Genomic DNA, 21327 nt, shown 5'->3' with positions numbered 1-21327 from the left:
TCGAAGCCAGCGCCGTCGTCGAGACGGTCAGCCCCGGGCGACCCCACGCAGCACGTCGTTCCCGTCCTGGCCCAGCAGAGTGTTGGCCCGGGGCGATGCGATGCCGCCCCGGGCCCTGTCCGCTACTTGATCGCCTGTCCCGCCTTCTCGACGAAGCGCAGGTCGATGGTCTTCGAAAGGTCGATCTGGGCGTCCTTCAGCTCCGGGCTGAACTGGTGCAGGATGTCGAGCGCCGTCTGCTGCCCTGCCGCGCCGATCATCCCGTCCCGCGAATACATCGGCAGCGAGTTCTTGACCGACTGGATGTAGAGGTCGCGGTCGCCGAGCAGGAACTCCTCCGGCACCGCGGCCGCGACATCCTCCGGCTTGGCGGTGGCCAGCCAGCGCAGCGACTTCATGAAGGCGTTGACCAGCGCCTGCGTGGTCTCCGGATTGGCCTGGATGAAGTCTTCCTTGGCATACAGCACCGCGGCCGGGACCGGGCCGCCGAACACCGCCTTCACGCCCTCCTCCGTCCGGGTGTCGGCCAGCACCGTCACCAGGTCGGATTGCTGCAGCTTCGAGATGACGGGGTCGAGATTGGCCATGGCGTCGATCTCGCCATGCTCCATCGCCGCGACCGCGCTCGGGCCCCCGCCGACCGAGACGAAGGACACGTCGTCCGGCGTCAGCCCCTGCTTGGCCAGCAGGGTGTTGACGAAGAAGTTGGTCGAGGATCCCGGCGCGGTGACGCCGATCTTGCGGCCCTTGAGGTCGGCCACCGTATTGATCTCGCCGGCCAGCGACTTGCGCACAACCAGCACGATGCCGGGGAAGCGGCCGAGTTCGACCAGGGCGCGGATGTCCTGGCCCTTGGCCTGCATCAGGATGGTGTGCTCATAGGCGCCGGTGGTGACGTCGGTCGACCCGCCGATCATCGCCTGCAGGCTCTTGGCGCCGCCGGCGAAGTCGCTGATCTCGACGTCCAGCCCTTCCTCGGTGAAGAAGCCCTTCTTCTCGGCGATGGTCAGCGGCAGATAGTACAGCAGCGGCTTGCCGCCGACGCCGATGGTCAGGTGCGTCTTCTCCGGCGCCGCCATGGTGGGCGCCGCCAGCGCCAGGCCGAGGACCAGCGCGAGGCCTCGCAACACGGTCTTCATTCCGCTTTCTCCTTGTTTGCACAGAGCCTGTTCGAGAATGCGCTGGCGTGAGCCGGCTGGTGGTGGTTTCGAGAACCGGAGCGCAGCGGACGTTTGGGTCCGTGAGCACCGGAAGCGCAGAAACCGCCATCAGCCGGCCACGCCAGTAGCGTTATCGGACAGGCTCTCATCCCTGGGCCGAGGCGCTGGCCGCACTCTCAGGCCGCCACACCAGGAGCCGCCGCTCGATCACCGAAACGACGGCGTCGATCGCCACCACGAAAGCCGCCAGCACCAGCATGCCGGAGAACACGCCGACCACGTCGAACACGCCCTCGGCCTGGGCGATGCGATAGCCGAGGCCGGCGGTGGCGCCGAGATATTCGCCGACCACCGCGCCGACCAGAGCGAAGCCGACCGAGGTGTGCAGGCTGGAGAACACCCAGGACAGCGCCGAAGGCATGTAGACATGGCGCAGCAGCTGCCGGTCGCTCATTCCCATCATCCGGGCGTTGGCCAGGATGGTCGGGCTGACCTCGCGCACGCCCTGGTAGACGTTGAAGAACACGATGAAGAAGACGAGGCTGACGCCGAGCGCGACCTTCGACCAGATGCCGAGGCCGAACCACAGCGCGAAGATCGGCGCCAGCACCACCCGGGGCAGCGCGTTGGCCGCCTTGATGTAGGGGTCGAACACCGCCGCCGCCGTCGCCCGCCGCGCGAACCAGAAGCCGAGCGCGACGCCGCCCAGGGCGCCGATGGCGAAGGACAGCACGGTCTCCAGCAGGGTGACGCCGAGATGCCGCCAGATCACGCCGGAGGCGAAGTCGCGCCAGGTCCGCTCGATCACGCCCAGCGGGGTGGCGAAGAAGAACGGGTCGAGGATCTTCGTCGCCGTCAGCACATGCCACAGCCCCAGCCCGATCACGGCGACCGCGATCTGCCAGGCCAGGATGCGGCCCTTGCTTGCGGCTTCAGACGACATCGCCATAGGCCTTCATCACCTCGTCCTTCAGCGCCGCCCAGATCGCCCGGTGCAGCGCCACGAATTCCGGCTCGTGCCGGGATTCGGCCAGCTCGCGCGGCCGCGGCAGCGCCACCCGATGGTCGGCGATGATCCGCGCCTGCGGCCCGGCCGACAGCACCACCACCCGGTCGGCCAAGGCGATCGCCTCCTCCAGGTCGTGGGTCACGAACAGCACCGCCTTGCGCTCGGCCGACCACAGCGACAGCAGCAGGTCGCCCATCACGATCCGGGTCTGGGCGTCGAGCGGGCCGAAGGGTTCGTCCATCAGCAGCAGCTTCGGTTCCAGGATCAGCATCTGCGCCAGGGCGACGCGCTTCTTCTGCCCGCCGGACAGCTGGTGCGGATAGCGGTCGCCCATCGGCGCCAGCCCGACCCGCGTCAGCCAAGCCTGGGCCCGGTCGCGCGCCTCCATCTTTGCCACGCCGCGGACCGACAGGCCGACGGCCACATTGTCGCGCGCGGTCTTCCACGGCATCAGCGAGTCCGCCTGGAACAGGTAGCCGGCGTCGCGGTTCAGCCCCGCCAGCGGCCGGCCGAACACGGCGCAGCCGCCGCTGGCAGCGGGCACCAGCCCGGCGGCGACGTTCAGCAGGGTCGACTTGCCGCAGCCGGTCGGCCCGACGATGGCGGTGAATTCGCCGTCGGCGATCACCAGGTCGGTCTCGGACAGGGCGACGTAGCGCCCGCCGCCCTTCAGCGGATAGGCGACGGAGATTCCGGAAAACGCGATGGCCGGCGGGGCGTTCTCGCTCCGCGCCGACCCGACGGTACTCTGCACCCTGCCTGCCTCCCTCGGACGATCGGCCCTGTGCGGGTCTTGTCGGACTCGGCGGCAAGTCTGTCCAGTTCCGGCGCGGCTTTCCAGTCAAACCACGGCGGCTGGGCTGATGGCGCCGTCCTGGCCGGTGCATGCCTCCTGCGCCCGCCCGGCCGGCCGAACCGGCTCGACAAGCGCGATATGTCCGATCATTTTGGGGTGGCACCCGCGACCCGAACCGGACGGATGATGAAAGCGATTCTCTGCGAGAAGCCCGAGACCCTGCGCCTGATCGATCGGCCGGAGCCGCAGCGGCGGCCGGGCGAGGTGCTGGTACGGATCCGCCGGGTCGGCATCTGCGGCACCGACTATCACATCTACAAGGGCAACCAGCCCTACTTCGAATACCCCCGCGTCATCGGGCACGAGCTGGGCGCCGAGGTGGCGGAGGCCGATGTCGGCAGCGTCTTCCGGCCCGGCCAGGTCGTCAGCATCCAGCCCTACCTGCATTGCGGCACCTGCGTCGCCTGCCGCCGCGGCCGCACCAATTGCTGCCAGACCCTGTCGGTGCTGGGCGTGCATCGCGACGGCGGCCTGTGCGAATGGCTGTCGGTGCCGGAGGAGAACGTGGTCCCGGCCGACGGCCTGAGCCTGGACCAGGCCGCGATGGTCGAGTTCCTGGCGATCGGCGCGCATGGCATCCGCCGCGGCGCCCCCGGCCCCGGCGACCGGGTGCTGGTGGTCGGGGCCGGGCCGATCGGCATCGCCGCGACCATCTTCGCCAAGCTGCGCGGCGCCGAGGTCAGCGTGCTGGACCTGCATCCCGGCCGCCTGGCGTTCAGTCGCGACGTGCTGAAGGCCGACGCGGTGTTCGAGGGCGGCGGCGACATCGACGACCGGCTGAAGCGGACGACGGGCGGCGACTTCTTCGACCTGGTGGTCGACGCCACCGGCAGCCCGGCGGCGATGCGCAAGGGCTTCTCCTACGTCGCGCATGCCGGCGCCTATGTGCTGCTGAGCATCGTGCGCGACGAGATCGGCTTCTCCGACCCCGAATTCCACAAGCGCGAGACCACGCTGCTGGCCAGCCGCAACGCCACCCGCGAGGATTTCGAGCATGTGCTGGCGGCGATGCAGGCCGGGAAGGTGCCGAGCGCGGCGCTGGCCAGCCATCGCGGCGGCCTCGCCGACGTGCCGGCGCTGGTGCCGGGCTGGGCCCGGCCCGAGGCCGGGGTGATCAAGGCGCTGGTCGAGGTCTGACCCCGGCCGGCGCCTGCGGCCTAGCCGCAGCGGGCCAGCAGCGTGGTGGCGGCGGCAGGGCCGATCGCCGCCAGCGGCGCCGCGAACACGGCCTCGTCATCCTCGGCGGCGGCGACCAGCCACTGCAACGCGTACCGCATGTCGCCCGCCTCGCGGTCGGTCAGCGGCGTGACCGGCATCGGTCCGCCGAACGCGACCCGCCGGTCGGGCGGCAGCGCGAGATAGTTCCAGGCGGAGATGGCGCCTTCCGGAATGCCGCGGACTAGGAAATCGTAGCCGCAGCGTAGGAAATGGATCTCCCAGTGATCCAGGTCGCAGTCGAGCTTTTCCAAATACCGCTGTGCCAATGAAGCCGAGAACAAGTCGTAGTAGCTGAATACTCCGCGATGCATGACATGACCTCGACTGACCCGGCGCCATCCCCGGTGAGGATCAGCATGCCGACTGAGCGTTAACCGTCCGTGAACCGACGGAAGTGACGGTTGAAGCCGTGGTTCGACTGGGCCGGCCCCTGGCCGACACCGGTGGCCGTGTCGGGGGCCGCGCGCGACGCCTGGCCGGTGTGGTGGAACGGCCGGGCCCGCAGATCCAGCCGCTGCTTCAGCTTGCGCACCTCGTCCTGCAGCCGGGCGTTCTCGCTGCGCAGCTGGCGCATCCGCGAATCCGCGGCCGCCAGCCGGTCGGTGAACGGGTCCTTCCATTGCGACCGGATCGGCCGCGGCGCCCGCGCCGGCGCCAGCAGGTCCCACCAGGTCCAGCCGCTTCCGCGCACCAGCTTGTCGGCCGCCAGGGCCGCCGCCGCGCGTTCGCCATCGTGGTCGGAGCCGAGCATCCCCAGGATCCGGATCAGCCGCGCCAGGTCGCCTTTGCGCATCCCCTCATTCCCTCCCGCTGCCTGAAGCGGAGAGATGACGCCGGGCCGCGATTTTTCAAACCGACGCCGCGCCGACCCTGCCCTGCCGGCTCTCGTCTGGTCAGAAGCGGTCGGATTTGCTAGTGTCCAACCATCGAACAGTGATGGGCCGCCCGGGCAACCGGCGCGGCCCGCTTCGTTTCGGAGGCCCGCGGAACGCTTGCAGCCGGGCCGCCCCGCCGCCACCATGCGCCGGACAACACCGAGACCGAAGAGTCCGCATGACCGAGACGCGCCGCCGCCCGGAGACCGTGAAGACCCGACCGGCGCAGCGTTCGGCGGCGGACGATGCGGCCGACGCACCGGTCGACCCGGACCAGCAGCAGCAGATCCGCATCGCCTGGGCCTATTTCGTCGAGGGCCTGACCCAGGGCGAGATCGCCGAGCGCCTGGGGCTGACCCGCCTGCGCGTCAACCGCATCCTGCAGATCTGCCGCGAGACCGGCATCATCCAGATCCGCATCCAGTCGCCCCTCGCCTCCTGCGTCGCGCTGGAACGCGCGCTGATCCGCCGCTACGGGCTGCGCGACGCGGTGGTGGTGCCGACGCCGCGCGACGAGGGCAAGATCCGGGCGGCGATCGGGGTCGCCCTCGGCGGCTATGTCGAGAACGCGGTGCATGACGGCATGCTGGTCGGCATCGGCTGGGGCCAGACCCTGCGGCTGGGCCTGCAGTCGATGCGGCGGCGGCGGATGACCGACCTGTCCGTGGTCTCGCTGATCGGCAGCATGACCCGCGGGTCGGGCGAGAACACCTTCGAGATCGCCTCGCGCTTCGCCGACCTGCACGACGCCGACCGCTTCTACCTCGCCGCCCCGGTCTATGCCGACGACGAGGCCCAGCGGGACAGCCTGCTGGGCCGCGGCGTGCTGCGCGGCATCTACGACAAGGCGAAATCGGCCGATTTGGCGCTGATCAGCGTCGGCAACGTCTCCGACCACAACATGATGCTGGCGCTCGGCATCGTCGACCGCGAGGCGGCGGCGTTGCGCGCGGCCGGCGCCGTCGGCGACATCCTGGGCAACTGGCTGGACGCCGAGGGCCGGCCGGTCGACCACCCGCTGAACCGGCGCATGGTCTCGCTGTCGCTCGACGACCTCGCGCGGATCCCGGCCGTGGTGCTGGCCTCGGGCGGCCCCTACAAGTTCGAGATCATCCGCGCCGCGCTGCGCCGCCGCTGCGTCAATGTGCTGATCACCGACGAGAGGCTGGCGGAACGGCTTGCGGAAGACCGCGAAGGCTGAGAAGACTGGGCCCCGCATCGGCGCCGCCCGGCGCCCCCTCCGCAACGCGGGCTGACATCATGGACTTCCAAGGCAGGCACTTCCTCTCGACGCGCGAGCTGACCCGCGACTCGCTGGGGGCCGTGTTCCGCGTCGCCGACCTCCTGGCCCCGGTCGCCCAGGGCCGTGCCACCACAAGGGTGCTGGAGGGCGCGGTGCTGGGCAGCCTGTTCTTCGAGGCCTCGACCCGGACCCGGCTGAGCTTCGAGGCTGCGTTCCAGCGCCTCGGCGGCGCCGTGGTCAACACCACCGGCTTCACCTTCTCCTCGATCGCCAAGGGCGAGTCGATCTACGACACCGCGCGGGTGGTCAGCGGCTATGTCGACACGGTGGTGATGCGCCACCCGGAAGAGCGGGCGATCCATGAATTCGCCGAGGCGACCCACATCCCGGTGATCAACGGCGGCAACGGCGCCGGCGAGCACCCGACCCAGGCGCTGCTCGACATCTACACCATAGAGAAGGAGTTCGCGCGCATCGGCCGGCCGGTCGACGGCGCCCGCATCGCCCTGGTCGGCGACCTGAAATACGGCCGCACCGTGCATTCGCTGATCCACATCCTGTCGCTGTACCAGGGCCTGCAGCTGAGCCTGGTGGCGCCGGAGCCGCTGCGCATGCCGGCGGAGCTGGTCGAGCACGCCCGCAGCCGCGGCCATACCATCGTCGAGCATGACGAGGTGGCGCGCGGCGTGACCGGCGCCGACCTGATCTACGCCACCCGGGTGCAGAAGGAGCGCTTCGCCGAGGGCGAGCTGTCGGCCGACTACGCGCCGGACTTCCAGATCAGCCTGGGCATCCTCAACGCCCACGGCACGCCGCACACCATCGTGATGCACCCGCTGCCGCGCGACAGCCGGCCGGGCGCCAACGACCTGGCCCAGGACCTCAACACCGACCCCCGCCTGGCCATTTTCCGCCAGACCGACAACGGCGTGCCGGTGCGCATGGCGCTGTTCGCCCTGACCCTGGGCGTCGCCGACGGCATCGAGAAGACCTTCCAGCCCGCCCGCTGGTGGCGGCCGGAGCGCATCGGCCCGGACGACGCGGAATTCTATCGGCCCGGGAAGACCGGGGCGTAAGGCTCTCTGAAACAATAAGAACGTCATCCCCGCGGAAGCGGGGATCTCGCGCAGATCTCCGGACAGAGATTCCCGCTTTCGCGGGAATGACGACTGGAGGAGGATCGGGGTCGGCTCCCGATCCAGCAACGCCCATGCGGATCGCGATCAATATCCCTGACGAGCAGCTTCGAGAGCTCAACCACGATCTGCGACCGGGAAGGCACTTCCCGATCAGCAATCATTCGCGATGCGATCAATATCTATCTCGCAGGCCGTCAGCGAACGGCCGCTGGCGATGCCTTCGGCTTGTGGCAGCGGCATGGGCTTGCCGTTGACGGACCGGAGTATCAAACGCGGCTTCGGAGCGAGTGGTAGACGTCCTGAAGCCGTAATTTCGCGTAGGCTGGGTTCGCCTGCCGAACCCAACATCCTGCCGCTCGACATGTCTATAATGTTGGATTCGCTTACCGCGAACCCAACCTACGCGGGTCTCCGCCCCCTACTTCACAGCACCCATCGTCAGGCCGCGGACCAGCTGGCGCGACACGATCAGGGCGAAGACGATCACCGGCAGCACGATCAGCGTGCCGGTGGCCATGATCTCGCCCCAGGGCAAATCGTAGCCGCTCATGAAGCTGGTCGCCGCCACCGGCGCCGTGCGGCTGGCGCTACGCGTCAGCACCAGGGCGTAGAGCAGCTCGTTCCAGGAGAAGATGAAGGAGAAGATCGCCGAGACCGCGACGCCCGGCGCCGCCAGCGGCAGGGCGATGCGCAGGAACACGGCGAAGCGCGAGGCGCCGTCGATCCGCGCCGCATCGTCCAGATCGCGCGGGATGCCGCGGAACTGGTCGGCGCAGATCCACACCACGATCGGCAGGTTGAAGGTGAGGTACAGCAGGATCAGCACCAGATGGGTGTCGATCAGGTTCAGGCTGCGGGCCAGCAGGAAGATCGGCAGCGCCAGCACGATCGGGCTGACCATGCGGTTGGTGATGAACCAGAACCAGAGGTCGGCCTTGCCCCGGAACTCGAACCGCGCCAGGGCATAGGCGGCCGGGGTGCCGAGCAGGATGGCCAGGGCCGTGGTCGAGACCGCGACGATGATCGAGTTGAGCAGGCTGGGGCCGACATCCTTGGGCCCGAGCACGGCGCGGTAATGGTCCAGCGTCGGCTCGAACAGCCACACCGGGGGCGAGGCCAGGGCCACCGCCTGGTCCTTCAGGCTGGTGGTGACCATCCAGTAGAACGGGAAGACGCAGGCCAGGGCGATGGCGATCAACGCCAGCGCGTGCCAGATCGAGACGCGGATCCGGGGCCCGCGGCCGCCGCCCTGCATCGTAGCCGCCATCACTCGACCTCCTGGTAGACCAGGCGGATATACATCCGCGACAGCACGATGGTGAGGATCAGCAGCAGCACCGCCTGGGCTGAGGCCACGCCCTGGTCGAACACCCGGAAGCCGACCCGCTGGATGGTGATGCTGATCAGCTCGGTCGCCGCGCCCGGGCCGCCGCGGGTCATGGTGAAGATCATGTCGAACAGCTTCAGCGTGTCGGCGGTGCGCAGGATCAGCACCGCGGTGATGCCCGGCATCAGGAACGGCAGCTGGACATGGCGCAGGATGTGCCGGAAACGCCGCGTCTCCAGCCGCGCCGCCTCCTCGATCTCCGGCGGCACCATGGTCAGCCCGGCCAGCAGCACCAGGGCGCAGAACGGCGTCCACTGCCAGATGTCCATGATCGCGATCGAGACGAAGGCGAAGCTGGGGTCGCCGAGCCATTCGACCGGGGGGATCCCGACCAGGCCGAGGAACCAGTTCACCACGCCGAAGTCGCGGTTGAAGATCAGCCGGCCGATCAGCCCGACCACCGCATAGGTGGTGGCCATCGGGATCACCAGGCTGAGCCGGGCCAGGGTCTTCAGGAAGGGCAGCCCCGGCTTGTGCAGCAGCAGGGCGACGCCGAGGCCGAGCAGCAGCTCCACCGGCAGCACGATGGCCAGGAACAGCAGGGTGCGGCCCAGCGCGTCCCAGAAGGTCGGGTCGGCCAGCACCGACAGGTAGTTCTCCAGCCCGACGAAGGGGGTCCCTTCGCGCGGGATCTTCGGCAGGATCACCTGGTGCAGCGAATTCCACAGTGCGTAGAGCGTGGGGAAGATGCCGATCGCCAGCAGGGCGATCACGGCCGGGGCCAGGAACCAGACCGGGGTCCAGCGGCTTTCGAGACGATGCGCCATGCGGGTCCTATTCGAGATTGGTGTGCCGCGCCCGCATCGCCTCGGGCGCGATGCCGAGGCGGTCGCGCAACGCCAGCACGACCAGCTCGAACAACAGGAACTGCGCGCCCTCGTACAGGCTGCCCATCGGCAGCACCGAGGCGACGGCAGGGCCCGTATCGTTGGCCATGGTCTGGGCCGGCAGCACGAACACGGTGTCGGCCAGCGCCGCGGCGCTGCCTTGCGGCTGGGCGGTGAACAGCAGCGTCCGCCCCCCGGCGTCGCGGGCGACGCGCATCAGCCCATCGATGGTGGCGAAGCCGCCGGGCCCGGCGCTGACCACCAGCAGGTCGCCTGGCCCGACCGGCGGGGCACTCATGTCGCCGACGACATGGGCGTCGAGGCCGAGATGGTACAGGCGCATCGCCAGCGCCCGCATCATCAGCCCCTCGCGGCCGACGCCATGGCAGACGACCCGGCCGGCGCCGGCCAGGGCGTCGAGCACCGGGTCGATGGCATCGGGGTCGAGCCGGCGGAACACGCCGCCGATCTCGTCCAGCGCCACTTCCGCCAGGGCGCCCAGGGTGTCGGGCATCGAAAACTCTCCCGTTCGGTTCCTGGTGTGCCTCTCCCGCTTGCGGGAGAGGCCGGAACCGCGTTGGCGGTTCCGGGTGAGGGTGTTTGTCGAGGCCAGTGCCCACCCTCACCCGGTCTCGCTGTGCGAGCCCGGCCTCTCCCGCCAGGCGGGAGAGGCAACACGAGAGCTACACCCGGACCGAACTCGACCCGATCATTCCACCATCCAGCCTACTGCAGCTTCTCCTTCTTGCCGTCGTAGTATCCGGCCTTCTGCAGCACCGCCTCCATGCGCTCGCCGATTTTCTGGGCGCCGGATTCGGTGGTCTCCTCGCCCAGCATGATCTTGGTGCCGAATTCGGCGACGATCTCGGAGATCGCCGGCCATTCCGGGAAGCGCGGCCGGAACGACGGCACGCCGCCCTGCCAGGATTCCACCGTCGGCGCCACGAAGGCGTACTTGGCCTTGATCGCCGGGTCGTCATAGACCGCGGTGCGGCCGGAGACGCCGCCGGCCTCGACATAGGGCTTGGCCATCGCCTCGGACGTCACCCACTGGATGAACAGCCAAGACGCCTTCTGCTCCGCCTCGCTCGACTGCGAGGCGACGCCGAGCGAGAAGCCGCCCAGCGCCGGCTTCAGACCGGCCTCGCCCTTCGGCTCGGTGGCCACGCCCAGGCAGTCGCCCAGCTTCGAGGTCGCCGGGTCGACCAGGGTGGAATAGAAGGACGACCATTCCGTGATCATCGCCACCTGGCCCTGGGCCAGCGCGTTGACCGATTCCGCATGGTCGAAATCGACGATGCCCGGTGGCATGATCTTCATCAGATCCTGCCGGAACTTCAGGCCCTTCTGCGACGCCTCTGACGTGAGGTTGGACTTGAAGTCGGCATTGAGCAGCGACCCGCCGAACGGCCACAGCACGCGCATGAAGCTGTCGGCCGACTGAGTCTCGCCGCGGCGCGACTGCAGGGCGTAGGCATATTTGCCATCATGGGTCAGCTTCGGCCCGTAGGTGTTGAGCAGCTCGTCCCAGGTCGCCGGCGGCTTGTCGAAGCCGGCGTCCTTGAGCATGCACTTGTTGTAGAACAGCAGGCCCGAGTAGTTGTCGAAGGGCAGGCCGTACAGCTCCTTGTTCCAGGTGCCGAAGCTCTCCAGCAGGATCGGGAAGAAGCCCTTCAGGTTCAGCGCCGGATCGGCCAGGGCCGGGTCGTCGGTGAACTTCTTGAGCGGCACCAGCCAGCCGCTGTCGGCGTATTCGCCGATCCAGACGACATCGGTCAGGACCACGTCGATCTCACCTCCGGCCGTGAAATCAAGCACTTCGCGCTCGCGGCTGTTCTCGTAGGGCAGGATCTCGTACTCGACCTTGATCCCGGTCTCCTGCTCGAACTGCGGCAGCAGCTGGATCGCGGCGCGGTAGCCCGGGCGATCCAGGAAGATCGCCTTGATGGTGGTGCCCTTGTAGGGCGCCGACGCCTCCTTCAGGCTCCAGGCCATGGCCTGGCCTGCGGCCAGCAGTGCGGCGATGGCTGCACCGGCAAACAACAGCTTCTTCATTGGACTAGCCTCCCTTTCTGATATGTCGCCTGCGGCCGAACCCGGCCGATCAGGGTTCCCGCCCGTTCGGATGGACGATTGCGCCGTCCTCTCGAGCAAGCCGAACATTTGTATCTCTACGAATACACTCGTCCGGCGCAAGAACGGCTGTCAAGCCCAGCCGCTAGCGCTCCAGCAGCGCGCGGCAGGCGCCCAGCCGGGCCTGCCAGCCCTCACGCTCCAGCTCCGGAACCACCTCCTCGGTTTCGGGAAAGCCGATGCAGAGATAGCCGACCAGATGCCAGTCCGGCGGCACCTCGAGCAGCGCGGTCACCGCCTCCGGCTCCAGGATCGAGACCCAGCCGATTCCGACGCCCTCGATCCGGGCGGCCAGCCACAGCGTGTGGATGGCGGTGACGACGGAGTGGTCCAGCGTCTCCGGCATGGTCTGGCGGCCCAGCCCCAGCCCCTGCCCGGTCGACCGGTCGCAGAACACGGCGAGCTGCACCGGCGCCTCCTCCAGCCCCGCCAGCTTCAGCCGGCGATACTGCCCGGCCCGCTCGTCGTCATACCCCGCCGCAGCATCGGCGTTGCAGCGGCTGAACACCGTCCGCACCGCGGCGCGGCGCACGGGATCGGCCACTGCGACGAAGCGCCAGGGCTGGCTGTTGCCGACCGAAGGGGCGAGGCAGGCGAGATCGAGCAGCCGGTCGAGCAGCCCGGGCGGCAGCGGATCGCGGCGGAACCGGCGCACGTCGCGGCGCCAGCGCAGCAATTCGACGAAGCGGTCGCGGAAGTCGGGCGGGAAGTCGGGGCCGGGCACGATTCGCTCCCTGGCGGCAGGTCGGCCCAGCTATAGCCGACCGCTCATGGCTTGGGGAACAGCTCCGCTGTGCGACCCGTCGCCCAATAGGCCACGAGGCCGATCCATTCATGGATGGCGACGTTGAGGACGCTCATCTGGTCGACCAGGTCGGCGCGCGGCAGCAGGGCCGGCGGCAGGCCGCGATAGTCCACCGGCCACGGCACCACGGTCCAACCGGCCTTGCGGAACAGCGCCATCGCGCGCGGCATGTGGAAGGCGCTGGTGACCAGCACCCAATGCTGACCGGACTGGGGCTGCAGCAGCTGCTTCAGCAGCAGCACGTTCTCGTCAGTGTTGCGGGCCTGGCCCTCCAGCACCAGCCGGCTTTCCGCCAGCCCGGCCATCAGCATGGCGTCACGGAAGATGTCCGACTGCGCCGGCACGCCGTTCCAGGGATCGCCCAGCCCGCCGGAGAACACCACCTGCGCATCCGGGAAGCGGCGGGCCAGGTCCAGGGCGGCGAACAGCCGCTCGCCGCTGTCGTTCAGCATCGGCTCGCCCCGCGCACCGGACAGCTGGTTCAGCTCGGCGCCGCCCAACACGATGATGCCGTCGACCACCGGCGGCAGCTCTTCCTTCCGGAACCGGTTCTCCAGCGGCAGGATCATGAGGTCGCCGACGGGCAGGACGCAGATCGCGGTGAAGGCCACGGCCAGCGCGATGACCAGGCGCCGCGCCACGCGGCGGGAGCCGTAGAGGAATCCGGCCACGGCCAGCAACAGCGCCAGGAGCACCAGGCCGAGCGGCTGCACGAAGAACCAGATCAGTTTGGACAGGAAGAAGAACACCGCTCACCCGCCGGGCGTGGGGCCCAGGAATGGCGGATCGCGGCCGAAGATGCAACCCATCGGCCCATGCGCGGGTTGACGCGGAGACGAGGCGTCCGCACATGGGCTACTCTGTCTGACTCGGGCCGACCGGAGCACACCGCCCCTTCATGGAGCTGTTTTCGACCGACCTCTTCGATCGCGCCGGCGAGTTGTTCGACCGCCGCATCCGCCTTGGCGTGACCGGCCTGAGCCGGGCCGGCAAATCGGTGTTCATCGCCGCGCTGGTGCATGGGCTGACCGACCCGCGGCGGTTCGGGCTGCTCGACGCCGTGGCCGAGGACAGGCTGCGCGCCGCGCTGCTGCGGCCGCAGCCGCACCTGGAACTGCCGCGCTTCGCCTATGAGGAGGCGGTGGCGCGGCTGACCGGCGCCGGCGGGCACCCCGACTGGCCGGCCAGCACCCGCAACGTGGCGGAACTACGCCTGTCCCTGCGCTTCGCCCCCAAGAGCGGGCTGCGCAGCCTGCTGGGCGACCAGCTGCTGCATCTCGACATCTTCGACTATCCCGGCGAATGGCTGATCGACCTGCCGCTGCTGCAGCGCGACTACGCCTCCTGGGCCGAGGAGACGCTGGCCCTGGCCGCATCAGGGGTGCGGGCGCCGCTGTCGCAGGGCTGGCGCGAGGCGATCGCCGCCCTCGACCCCGCCGGGCCGGCCAGGGAGACCGACGCCATCGAGGTCGCCCGGCTGTACACCGACTATCTCCGCAGCTGCCGCACCCATGCCATTCCGCTGAGCCGGCTGCAGCCGGGGCGGTTCCTGCTACCGGGCGACCTCGAAGGCTCGCCCGCCCTCACCTTCTGCCCGCTGCCGCGGCCGCGCGAGACGCCGCGCGGGTCGCTGTGGCGGCTGATGGAGGAGCGGTTCGAGGGCTACAAGGCCAAGGTGATCAGCCCGTTCTTCCGCGACCATTTCAGCCGGCTCGACCGCCAGATCGTGCTGGTCGACCTCCTGTCGCACCTCGCCGCCGGGCCGGAGAGCCTGGAGGATCTCGGCCGCGCCATGGACGACATCCTGGGCTGCTTCCGGACCGGCGGCGTCAACTGGCTGTGGCCGTTCGAGACCCGGGTGCGCAAGGTGCTGTTCGCGGCGACCAAGGCCGACCACCTGCCGCGCGAGGGGCATGAGCCGCTGGTCGGGCTGATGGACGAGCTGCTGCAGCAGAGCGTGCGCCGCACCGCCTTCCAGGGCGCCACCGCGCGGTCGATGGCGATCGCCTCGCTGCGCGCCACCCGCGAGGTCGACGTCAAGCACGAGGGCGAGACTTTGCGCTGCGTCGCCGGGACGATCGAGCCGGGCGGCAAGCCGGTCGCCGCCTTCCCCGGGGCGCTGCCGCGCAGCCTGCGCGAGGCCCGTGGCGGCGGCCGCTTCGGCGCCCAGCGCTTCCTGCCGCCGGCCGATCTCGGCGCCGACGGCCAGCCCTGGCCGCACATCCGGCTGGACGGGGCGCTGCAGTTCCTGATCGGGGAAGACCTGGCATGACCCGGCCGCCATTGATTCTCGACGAACTGCCCGAGGCGGAGGGGCGGCAGACGCCAGCCCCGGCCGTGTTCCGGCTCGACCAGGCCGAGGCGGTGGCGGTCGAGGACGACCCGGTCCCGGCCGCGCCGGAAGCCTCCGATCCCGGCCTGTACCGCCGCCGCAGCCCGGGCAGCGTCGCCCTGCGCATCGCCTTCGGGGCGCTGACCGGCCTGGTGGGCCTGGGCATCGGCCTGTGGATCGAGCGCCTGGTCACCGACCTCTTGAGCCAGGGCGGGCCGCTGCAGGCGGCGACGCTGGTGCTGCTCGGCATCGCCGGGATCGGCATCCTGGTCTGGGCCGGCTGGGAGCTGCTGGCGCTGCGTCGGCTGGGCCGGGTCGAGGCGATCCGCAGCCTGGCCCGGGCCGCAGCCAGCGGCGATGCGGCCGCGGCCGAGGCGGTGGTGGCGCGCTTCCGCGGCCTGCACGGCAGCGGTCCGGCCGCCGACGGCATCGCCCGGCTGGAGCGCGAGCGCGACGAGCTGCGCGACCCTGCCGACCTGATCGCGCTGCTGGAGATCCACGCCCAGCGCCCGATCGACGCCGCCTGCCGCGCCACCATCGCGGCCACGGCGCGGCGTACCGCGCTGATCACCACGGTCACGCCCTTCGCCGTGGTCGACATGATCGTGTCCGGCGCGCTGAACCTGCGGATGATCCGGCGGATCGCCGAGATCCAGGGCTTCCGGCCCGGCCTGTTCGCCACGCTGTCGCTGATCCGGCGGGTGGCGACCACGCTGCTGATCGCCGGCGGGGTCGAGGCCGCCAACGACTATCTCGGCGATTTCCTGGGCGCCGGCCTGCTGCGCTCCTTCGGCCGCCGCGCCGGCGAGGGCGCGATCAACGGCATCCTCAGCGTGCGCATCGGCCTGGCCGCGATGAAGGTGTGCCGCCCCCTGCCCTATCTGCGCGACCACCCACCCGGCACCATGAGCCTGGCCAAGGCGATCTTCGGCGCCGAGACGGGGCCGAAGGGCAAGGACTAGGCACCCGCGGGGCGTCACTCCGATAGACGAATGCCATTCTCCTGGCACCAAACCTGAAGAGCTTCCTCGACGGTGCGCTCTTCGTAATCGTGCCAGCGATCGAGCGCGCCCCGCGATTCCAGCAGCCGCTTGAACTGCCCATACGCGCCCTTTCGCCGGAATATGTCCTCGACCGTGTCGAGGTCGCCGGGCAGCTCGCGATCGACGAAGCGCAGGACCAGGTCCCGGCCGAGATCGAGTTCGTTCTTGTGCGGAATGGCAAGGTAGCGATCGGAGGTCTCCACGTCGTCCGGAGCCACGTCCTCCTCCATGATGTCGGCAAAGTCCGAGACCAGGTGGATTTTCCCGGTGTCGAGCGAGACATAGGCCTTGTTCTCGCCGAAGCCGCCGGTGCTGACGAACTCATAGGCAAGTCGCAATTCGGTGCGATCGATCGTGACCGGGTCTTTCGATGCCATCGGGCGCTCTCCTCGACCAGGGGACCGTGCCACCGGATTGCCACGCTCCCGCGGCGCTCCGCAATGACGATGTCACGCGGGAGGCCCTGGGATGACTTGCCGCACCCGGCGGAATGACGTATCGGTTTCCGTGATGGTGCCCCGAGGACGACCTCCGAGGGGATTAAAAGGGAACACGGTGCGGACGACCCAATCAGGGGCCTAGACCGTGGCTGCCCCCGCAACTGTAAGCGGAGAGTCTGCCGCCATCGACGACCACTGGGCCACCGGGCGACCGGAGGCTTGGGAAGGTCGGCGGCAGACCACGACCCGCGAGCCAGGAGACCTGCCATCATCGTAGGGGTTCCATTGACCGGGCGGGGTGCCCGGAGGCGGAGATGATGGTGTCCAGGATCGTCTCATGGCGACGCGTCGCCGGCCCTGCCGCGTGCAGGCCGGGGCAACGCGTGCCCATGCCTTCGGCCGACGCGGCCCGTTTCACCATTGAACGCAAGGCATAGGAGACAGGGACATGACGTCCAACCCGTCCATCACCATCGGTACCGGCGCCAAGGCAGCGCCGCGCAGCCGCACCGCCGTCCCCGCCCTGCTCGCCGCCCTGTTGGGGGTGGTGCTGGTCTGGGGCGTCGGCTTCTCGCATGCCGAGGCCTTCCACAACGCCGCGCACGACACCCGGCATTCGAACGCGTTCCCCTGCCACTGAGGAGTCGGCAATGGCCGCGTTCCGCAGCTTCTTCCTGGTGGCAGCGCTGGCCGGGCTGATCGCCGGCGCCTTCATCACCATCGTCCACCAGTTCGGCACGGTGCCGATCATCCTGCATGCCGAGGTGTTCGAGAAGGCCGGCGAGGACGCCGCCGCCCCCGCCATGTCGATGGCCGCGCCCGCCGCGACCACGGCGGCCGCCGAGCACGATCATGAGCACGGGGCCGCGGCCTGGGAGCCGCAGGACGGCTTCGAGCGCACCGCCTACACGCTGCTGGCCGACGTGCTGACCGGCATTGGCTTCGCCCTGCTGCTGGTCGCGGCCTATGCCGTGCATGGCGGCGAGATCGACTGGCGCCGTGGCCTGTTCTGGGGCCTGGCCGGCTTCGCCACCTTCACCCTGGCGCCCGGCCTGGGCCTGCCGCCGGAGGTGCCCGGCACCGAGGCGGCGCCGCTGTTCGACCGCCAGGTCTGGTGGGTGGCCACGGCGCTGGCGACCGGCGGCGGGCTGGCGCTGATCTTCCTGACCCGCAGCGCCCTGTGGAGCCTGGCCGGCATCGTCCTGCTGGTGCTGCCGCACGCCTATGGCGCGCCGCAGCCGGCCGAGTTCAAGTCGGTGGCGCCGGAATCCCTGACCCATGACTTCATCGTCGCGGCGGTGATCACCAGCCTGCTGTTCTGGGCCGTGCTGGGGTCGCTGACCGGCTTGTTGTACCAACGCTTCCGGCCGGCGGCATAACCGCCGAACCTCATATCGGCTGTCTGAATTCCTGACCTGTCATCCCGTGCGCGCTGCGGCACGCAGTGCTGCGGCGCAGACACGGGATCTCGGCACGACCTCGAAGAGATCCCGGGTCAGCAGCGCATCACTTCGTGCTGCGCGGCGCCCGGGATGACGACGAGTCGATGTTTGCGGGATTGGTATCAGTTCTGCTTCATGCCGCCGACCAGCGTTGTGATGTTATACCGAAACATCTTCGCATAAGTCGAAGCCGGGCCGTCCTCGGTCGACAGCGCCTCGGCATAGAGCTCGCCGCCCATCTGCGCGCCGGAGGCCTTGGCCACCTGCTGCACCAGCCGGGGGTCGGTCGCGTTCTCGATGAACACCGCCTTGATGTGCTCGTGCTTGATCTGGTCGATCAGCTTGGCCACGTCGCCGGCCGAGGCCTCGCTCTCGGTGGAGAAGCCGACCGGGGCCCGGAACTCGATGCCGTAGGCGGCGCCGAGATAGCCGAAGGCGTCATGGCTGGTGATGACCTTGCGCTTGGCCTCGGGGATGGTCGCGACCTCGCGCCGGGCCCAGCCGTCGAGGTCCTTCAGCTCGGCCTCGTATTTGGCGCCGTTGGCCTGGTAGGCCGCGGCATGGGCCGGGTCGGCGGCCGCCAGCGCCTTGGTCACGTTCTGGGCATAGACCACGCCGTTCGCCGCGCTGTTCCAGGCATGCGGGTCGGTGATCTCCTTGCCGTCATCCTCCATCCGGCGGGTGACGATGCCGTCCGAGGCGACGATGATCTTGCCCTTGTAGCCCGAGGCGGTGATCAGCCGGTCCATCCAGCCTTCGAGGTCGAGGCCGCTGACGATGACCACGTCGGCCTTGGCCAGGGCCTGGGCGTCCTGCGGCGTCGGCTCGTAGACATGCGGGTCGCCGTTGGGGCCGACCAGGCTGCGGACCGCGACGGTGTCGCCGCCGACCTGGTGGACGATGTCGGCCAGCACGGTGAAGCTGGCGACGACGTTGAGCGTCTTGTCCTGCGCCCAGGCGGGCAGCGCGCAGGCAGCAAGAGACAGGCCCAGAAGGCCGGCACGAAACAGGGTCTTCATGCAATGGCTCCGATTAGGACACGAGGTCAGCGCGCGTAATGCGCGGTCGGCAGGTATCGGGCCCGCAGGCTGTCATGCGTCCCGAAGATCAACGACAGCACGTAGAGCGCCCCGGCCGTCAGCACGATGCTGGGCCCGGAGGGCAGGTTGCCGTGATAGGAGAACAGGAGGCCGGAATAGCCGGACAAGAGGGCCAGGCCGGCCGAACAGGCGAACAGCGACCACAGCGACCGGGCCCAGAACCGCGCCGCCGCCGCCGGCAGCATCATCAGCCCGACCACCATCAGCGTGCCCAGCGCCTGGAAGCCGCCGACCAGGTTGAGCACCACCAGCATCAGGAAGGCGAAATGCACCGCCGCCCCGATGCCGCCGACCATGCGGAGGTAGCCGGGGTCGAAGCATTCGACCACCAGCGGCCGGTACAGGAGCGCCAGCGCGATCAGGGTGACGGTGGCGATCCCCGCCATCAGCAGCAGCGCCGCGTCGTCGACCGCCAGGATGGTGCCGAACAGCACATGCATCAGGTCGACATTGCTGCCGCGGGTCGAGACGATCAGCACGCCGGCGGCCAGCGCGATCAGGTAGAAGGCGGCGAAGGCGGCGTCCTCGCGCAGCGCCGTGACCCGGGTGACGGCGCCGGCCATCAGCGCCACCAGCAGGCCGGCGACCAGCCCGCCCAGCCCCATCGCCCACAGCGACAGGCCGGAGATCAGGAAGCCGACCGCGGCGCCCGGCAGCACCGCATGCGACATGGCATCGCCCACCAGGCTCATCCGCCGCAGCACCAGCAGCACACCGACCGGGCCGCAGCCCAGCGACAGCGCCATGCAGGCGATCAGCGCCCGCTTCATGAAGTCGTATTCGAGGAAGGGCTGTACCAGGAAGGTCCAGGGATCGGTCACGCCGCGCTCCGATGGCAGGCTTCGCCACGATCGGACCAGGCTTCCGCCATGGCGCGGGCGCGCAGCAGGTTCTCGGCGCACAGCACGTCTCCGGTCAGGCCCCAGCCGATCGGGTCGCGGGCCAGCAGCAGGGTGTGCGAGCAGAACTCGCGCACCTGATCGAGGTCGTGCAGCACGGTGATCACCGTGCGCCCCTCGCCATGCCAGCGCCGCACCACGTCGACCAGGTCGCGGGTGGTCTTGGTGTCGAGCGCGGTGAAGGGCTCGTCGAGCAGGATCACCCGCCCGTCCTGCAGCAGCAGCCGGGCGAACAGCACGCGCTGGAACTGGCCGGCGGACAGGCTGCCGATCGGCCGGCCCTCGAAGCCGCCGAGGCCGACCGCCTCCAGCGCCTCTTCGGCCCGCCGGCGCAGCGCCTTGGTCACGCCGCCGAACAGCCCGGTCTGGGCCCAGCCGCCGAGCAGCACGGTGTCGGCCACCGAGATCGGGAAGCTGCGGTCGATCTCCGCCAGCTGCGGCAGGTAGGCGACATCGCGCCGGCGCAGGCCGCCGCGGTCGACATGGCCGGACAGCGGGGTCAGCAGGCCGGCGATGGTCTTCAGCAGGGTCGACTTGCCGGCGCCGTTCGGCCCGACGATGGCGGTCAGCGTGCCCGGCTCGAAGCTGCCGTCGACATGGTGCACGGCCGGGTGCCGCTCATAGCCGGCGGTCAGGTTGGCAAGGCGGATGCGGCCGGTGGCGCCGGAGGGGCTCATCACGTTCATCCCAGCCAGCCCAGCGCCCAGGCCACGGCGAGCCACAGCACGGCGATCAGGCCGAAGGCGACGACCAGCCGCAGCCCGACCGGCGCGGCCAGGGCCGACGGTCCGATCTCCCCCGCCCGGCGGGCAGTGTGGGCGGGGTGGGAATGCAACAGGGTCATGGATCGGCCGATGCGGTGAGGCAGGTACGGCACCATAGCGCCCGGGCGGCGCGGCACCATTGACGTTAACGTATAACATCTTTGCAAGATCGCAAAGCGTCGGCCGAAGGGATGCCGACCAAAGGACTAGGTCGGGTTCGCCCTCGCGAACCCAGCCTACGTGTCAGTCTCCCTGCCGGCCGGGCAGATCCGCGATGCGATAGATCCAAGGCACGGCCGAACCGCACCAGGACTGCCGCTTCGGCACCAACTGTTCGCGCTGCCGGATGCTGCCCCAACGGATACCCCATTCCTCGGCATCGGCCCCCTCGCCGGTGACGAAGAGCGGGGACCCGCATTCCGGGCAAAAGGACTGGAGCCGGCGGCGGCCGCCGTCGCCGATCTTGACGTAGACCTTGGGCTGATGCGCGGTCAGCCGGATCCGGTCGCGCGGCGCGGTCACCGTGACCCGGAAGGCGGAGCCGGTCAGCACCTGGCAATCGGTGCAGTGGCAGACCCCTACCTGTTCTGGCTCGATCTCGGCCTCGTATCGGACATGGCCGCAATGGCACTGGCCGTCGATTAGCATGGCGCCG

General features: G+C 69.6%; 24 protein-coding genes and 1 riboswitch. Of the genes, 7 read left to right on the top strand and 17 right to left on the bottom strand.

The features are described from left to right. Window positions 1-122: 122 nt before the first annotated feature. From E9232_RS11145 to E9232_RS11135, 3 genes are all read right to left on the bottom strand, one after another. Window positions 123-1139, bottom strand: coding sequence for an ABC transporter substrate-binding protein (locus E9232_RS11145; RefSeq protein WP_309794004.1), 1017 nt, complete (start codon window positions 1137-1139; stop codon window positions 123-125). Between the two features lie 166 nt (window positions 1140-1305). Then, a complete protein-coding gene (locus E9232_RS11140) occupies window positions 1306-2103 on the bottom strand; it encodes an ABC transporter permease (RefSeq protein ID WP_309794003.1) in 798 nt (265 codons plus the stop codon). Then, on the bottom strand, window positions 2093-2923 hold the full coding sequence (locus E9232_RS11135) for an ABC transporter ATP-binding protein (protein ID WP_309794002.1): 831 nt from the start codon (window positions 2921-2923) through the stop codon (window positions 2093-2095). Before E9232_RS11135 ends, E9232_RS11140 begins: the two co-directional genes overlap by 11 nt. Window positions 2924-3151: 228 nt before the next feature. On the opposite strand from E9232_RS11135, the gene E9232_RS11130 reads away from it, so the two are divergent. Beyond that, window positions 3152-4162 (top strand): zinc-binding alcohol dehydrogenase family protein, encoded by a 1011-nt coding sequence (locus E9232_RS11130; protein ID WP_309794001.1) that lies wholly within the window; start codon window positions 3152-3154, stop codon window positions 4160-4162. A 20-nt stretch (window positions 4163-4182) separates the two neighbouring features. Here E9232_RS11130 and E9232_RS11125 read toward each other — a convergent pair whose 3' ends face one another. Then, window positions 4183-4494 (bottom strand): hypothetical protein, encoded by a 312-nt coding sequence (locus tag E9232_RS11125; protein ID WP_309794000.1) that lies wholly within the window; start codon window positions 4492-4494, stop codon window positions 4183-4185. Between the two features lie 119 nt (window positions 4495-4613). Then, a complete protein-coding gene (locus E9232_RS11120; RefSeq protein ID WP_309793999.1) occupies window positions 4614-5036 on the bottom strand; it encodes a hypothetical protein in 423 nt (140 codons plus the stop codon). A 260-nt stretch (window positions 5037-5296) separates the two neighbouring features. On the opposite strand from E9232_RS11120, the gene E9232_RS11115 reads away from it, so the two are divergent. Beyond that, on the top strand, window positions 5297-6319 hold the full coding sequence (locus E9232_RS11115) for a sugar-binding transcriptional regulator (RefSeq protein ID WP_309793998.1): 1023 nt from the start codon (window positions 5297-5299) through the stop codon (window positions 6317-6319). Window positions 6320-6378: 59 nt separating this feature from the next. After that, the gene (gene pyrB / locus E9232_RS11110) at window positions 6379-7437 is read left to right on the top strand and encodes an aspartate carbamoyltransferase (protein WP_309793997.1); all 1059 of its coding nucleotides are present in this window, start codon (window positions 6379-6381) and stop codon (window positions 7435-7437) included. A 481-nt stretch (window positions 7438-7918) separates the two neighbouring features. On the opposite strand, the gene E9232_RS11105 is transcribed toward pyrB, so the two are convergent. The 6 genes from E9232_RS11105 to E9232_RS11080 form a co-directional block, all read right to left on the bottom strand. After that, on the bottom strand, window positions 7919-8767 hold the full coding sequence (locus E9232_RS11105; protein ID WP_309793996.1) for a carbohydrate ABC transporter permease: 849 nt from the start codon (window positions 8765-8767) through the stop codon (window positions 7919-7921). After that, entirely contained in the window at window positions 8767-9654 is an 888-nt protein-coding gene (locus E9232_RS11100; protein ID WP_309793995.1) for a carbohydrate ABC transporter permease, read from the bottom strand. The genes E9232_RS11105 and E9232_RS11100 overlap by 1 nt, the downstream gene beginning before the upstream one ends. Before the next feature lie 7 nt (window positions 9655-9661). Continuing rightward, complete coding sequence (locus E9232_RS11095; RefSeq protein ID WP_309793994.1) at window positions 9662-10228, bottom strand: SIS domain-containing protein; 567 nt, start codon at window positions 10226-10228, stop codon at window positions 9662-9664. Between the two features lie 212 nt (window positions 10229-10440). Further along, the gene (locus tag E9232_RS11090) at window positions 10441-11769 is read right to left on the bottom strand and encodes an ABC transporter substrate-binding protein (protein WP_309793993.1); all 1329 of its coding nucleotides are present in this window, start codon (window positions 11767-11769) and stop codon (window positions 10441-10443) included. Window positions 11770-11932: 163 nt separating this feature from the next. Further along, window positions 11933-12571, bottom strand: a complete 639-nt coding sequence (gene bluB / locus E9232_RS11085) for a 5,6-dimethylbenzimidazole synthase (protein ID WP_309793992.1) — start codon at window positions 12569-12571, stop codon at window positions 11933-11935. A 44-nt stretch (window positions 12572-12615) separates the two neighbouring features. Continuing rightward, window positions 12616-13401: a YdcF family protein gene (locus E9232_RS11080; RefSeq protein ID WP_309793991.1), complete on the bottom strand. Its 786-nt coding sequence runs from the start codon at window positions 13399-13401 to the stop codon at window positions 12616-12618. 149 nt (window positions 13402-13550) lie between these two features. On the opposite strand from E9232_RS11080, the gene E9232_RS11075 reads away from it, so the two are divergent. Together E9232_RS11075 and E9232_RS11070 are read left to right on the top strand one after the other, a co-directional pair. Then, window positions 13551-14924 carry a YcjX family GTP-binding protein gene (locus tag E9232_RS11075; RefSeq protein WP_309793990.1) on the top strand — a complete coding sequence of 458 codons (1374 nt, stop codon included), beginning with the start codon at window positions 13551-13553 and terminating at the stop codon, window positions 14922-14924. After that, window positions 14921-15946: a TIGR01620 family protein gene (locus tag E9232_RS11070; protein ID WP_309793989.1), complete on the top strand. Its 1026-nt coding sequence runs from the start codon at window positions 14921-14923 to the stop codon at window positions 15944-15946. The genes E9232_RS11075 and E9232_RS11070 overlap by 4 nt, the downstream gene beginning before the upstream one ends. Window positions 15947-15960: 14 nt before the next feature. Here the strand turns inward: E9232_RS11070 and E9232_RS11065 are convergent, their stop codons facing one another. After that, entirely contained in the window at window positions 15961-16404 is a 444-nt protein-coding gene (locus E9232_RS11065; RefSeq protein WP_309793988.1) for a hypothetical protein, read from the bottom strand. A 117-nt stretch (window positions 16405-16521) separates the two neighbouring features. Further along, window positions 16522-16751, top strand: a riboswitch (cobalamin riboswitch). Between the two features lie 164 nt (window positions 16752-16915). On the opposite strand from E9232_RS11065, the gene E9232_RS11060 reads away from it, so the two are divergent. Beyond that, window positions 16916-17107, top strand: coding sequence for a CbtB domain-containing protein (locus E9232_RS11060; protein WP_309793987.1), 192 nt, complete (start codon window positions 16916-16918; stop codon window positions 17105-17107). Between the two features lie 10 nt (window positions 17108-17117). Continuing rightward, complete coding sequence (locus tag E9232_RS11055) at window positions 17118-17846, top strand: CbtA family protein (protein ID WP_309793986.1); 729 nt, start codon at window positions 17118-17120, stop codon at window positions 17844-17846. Window positions 17847-18031: 185 nt separating this feature from the next. On the opposite strand, the gene E9232_RS11050 is transcribed toward E9232_RS11055, so the two are convergent. The 5 genes from E9232_RS11050 to E9232_RS11030 all read right to left on the bottom strand — a co-directional run bounded on the left by E9232_RS11050 (window position 18032) and on the right by E9232_RS11030 (window position 21320). Beyond that, window positions 18032-18928, bottom strand: a complete 897-nt coding sequence (locus E9232_RS11050) for a metal ABC transporter substrate-binding protein (RefSeq protein WP_309793985.1) — start codon at window positions 18926-18928, stop codon at window positions 18032-18034. A 26-nt stretch (window positions 18929-18954) separates the two neighbouring features. Further along, window positions 18955-19830, bottom strand: a complete 876-nt coding sequence (locus E9232_RS11045; protein WP_441723307.1) for a metal ABC transporter permease — start codon at window positions 19828-19830, stop codon at window positions 18955-18957. Then, window positions 19827-20585, bottom strand: coding sequence for a metal ABC transporter ATP-binding protein (locus tag E9232_RS11040; protein WP_374710609.1), 759 nt, complete (start codon window positions 20583-20585; stop codon window positions 19827-19829). The genes E9232_RS11045 and E9232_RS11040 overlap by 4 nt, the downstream gene beginning before the upstream one ends. 5 nt (window positions 20586-20590) lie before the next feature. Then, window positions 20591-20752, bottom strand: a complete 162-nt coding sequence (locus tag E9232_RS11035; protein WP_309793983.1) for a hypothetical protein — start codon at window positions 20750-20752, stop codon at window positions 20591-20593. Window positions 20753-20915: 163 nt separating this feature from the next. Further along, window positions 20916-21320 carry a GFA family protein gene (locus E9232_RS11030; RefSeq protein WP_309793982.1) on the bottom strand — a complete coding sequence of 135 codons (405 nt, stop codon included), beginning with the start codon at window positions 21318-21320 and terminating at the stop codon, window positions 20916-20918. Between the last annotated feature and the right edge of the window lie 7 nt (window positions 21321-21327).

This window comes from Inquilinus ginsengisoli (assembly GCF_031453975.1).
Lineage (GTDB): Bacteria > Pseudomonadota > Alphaproteobacteria > DSM-16000 > Inquilinaceae > Inquilinus > Inquilinus ginsengisoli_A.
The sequence above is the reverse complement of the archived record's forward strand: the minus strand, read 5'-3'. Positions and strand labels throughout refer to the sequence as shown.

What these genes read in the sequence shown, in the direction of transcription:
- E9232_RS11030 (WP_309793982.1), bottom strand. Translation starts at nt 21,320, where the DNA reads ATGCTAATCGACGGCCAGTGCCATTGCGGCCATGTCCGATACGAGGCC.
- E9232_RS11055 (WP_309793986.1), top strand. Translation starts at nt 17,118, where the DNA reads ATGGCCGCGTTCCGCAGCTTCTTCCTGGTGGCAGCGCTGGCCGGGCTG.
- E9232_RS11065 (WP_309793988.1), bottom strand. Translation starts at nt 16,404, where the DNA reads ATGGCATCGAAAGACCCGGTCACGATCGATCGCACCGAATTGCGACTT.
- E9232_RS11050 (WP_309793985.1), bottom strand. Translation starts at nt 18,928, where the DNA reads ATGAAGACCCTGTTTCGTGCCGGCCTTCTGGGCCTGTCTCTTGCTGCC.
- pyrB (WP_309793997.1), top strand. Translation starts at nt 6,379, where the DNA reads ATGGACTTCCAAGGCAGGCACTTCCTCTCGACGCGCGAGCTGACCCGC.
- E9232_RS11070 (WP_309793989.1), top strand. Translation starts at nt 14,921, where the DNA reads ATGACCCGGCCGCCATTGATTCTCGACGAACTGCCCGAGGCGGAGGGG.
- E9232_RS11120 (WP_309793999.1), bottom strand. Translation starts at nt 5,036, where the DNA reads ATGCGCAAAGGCGACCTGGCGCGGCTGATCCGGATCCTGGGGATGCTC.
- E9232_RS11035 (WP_309793983.1), bottom strand. Translation starts at nt 20,752, where the DNA reads ATGACCCTGTTGCATTCCCACCCCGCCCACACTGCCCGCCGGGCGGGG.
- E9232_RS11100 (WP_309793995.1), bottom strand. Translation starts at nt 9,654, where the DNA reads ATGGCGCATCGTCTCGAAAGCCGCTGGACCCCGGTCTGGTTCCTGGCC.
- E9232_RS11090 (WP_309793993.1), bottom strand. Translation starts at nt 11,769, where the DNA reads ATGAAGAAGCTGTTGTTTGCCGGTGCAGCCATCGCCGCACTGCTGGCC.
- E9232_RS11075 (WP_309793990.1), top strand. Translation starts at nt 13,551, where the DNA reads ATGGAGCTGTTTTCGACCGACCTCTTCGATCGCGCCGGCGAGTTGTTC.
- E9232_RS11140 (WP_309794003.1), bottom strand. Translation starts at nt 2,103, where the DNA reads ATGTCGTCTGAAGCCGCAAGCAAGGGCCGCATCCTGGCCTGGCAGATC.
- E9232_RS11040 (WP_374710609.1), bottom strand. Translation starts at nt 20,585, where the DNA reads ATGAGCCCCTCCGGCGCCACCGGCCGCATCCGCCTTGCCAACCTGACC.
- E9232_RS11095 (WP_309793994.1), bottom strand. Translation starts at nt 10,228, where the DNA reads ATGCCCGACACCCTGGGCGCCCTGGCGGAAGTGGCGCTGGACGAGATC.
- E9232_RS11115 (WP_309793998.1), top strand. Translation starts at nt 5,297, where the DNA reads ATGACCGAGACGCGCCGCCGCCCGGAGACCGTGAAGACCCGACCGGCG.
- E9232_RS11105 (WP_309793996.1), bottom strand. Translation starts at nt 8,767, where the DNA reads ATGGCGGCTACGATGCAGGGCGGCGGCCGCGGGCCCCGGATCCGCGTC.
- E9232_RS11060 (WP_309793987.1), top strand. Translation starts at nt 16,916, where the DNA reads ATGACGTCCAACCCGTCCATCACCATCGGTACCGGCGCCAAGGCAGCG.
- E9232_RS11145 (WP_309794004.1), bottom strand. Translation starts at nt 1,139, where the DNA reads ATGAAGACCGTGTTGCGAGGCCTCGCGCTGGTCCTCGGCCTGGCGCTG.
- E9232_RS11130 (WP_309794001.1), top strand. Translation starts at nt 3,152, where the DNA reads ATGAAAGCGATTCTCTGCGAGAAGCCCGAGACCCTGCGCCTGATCGAT.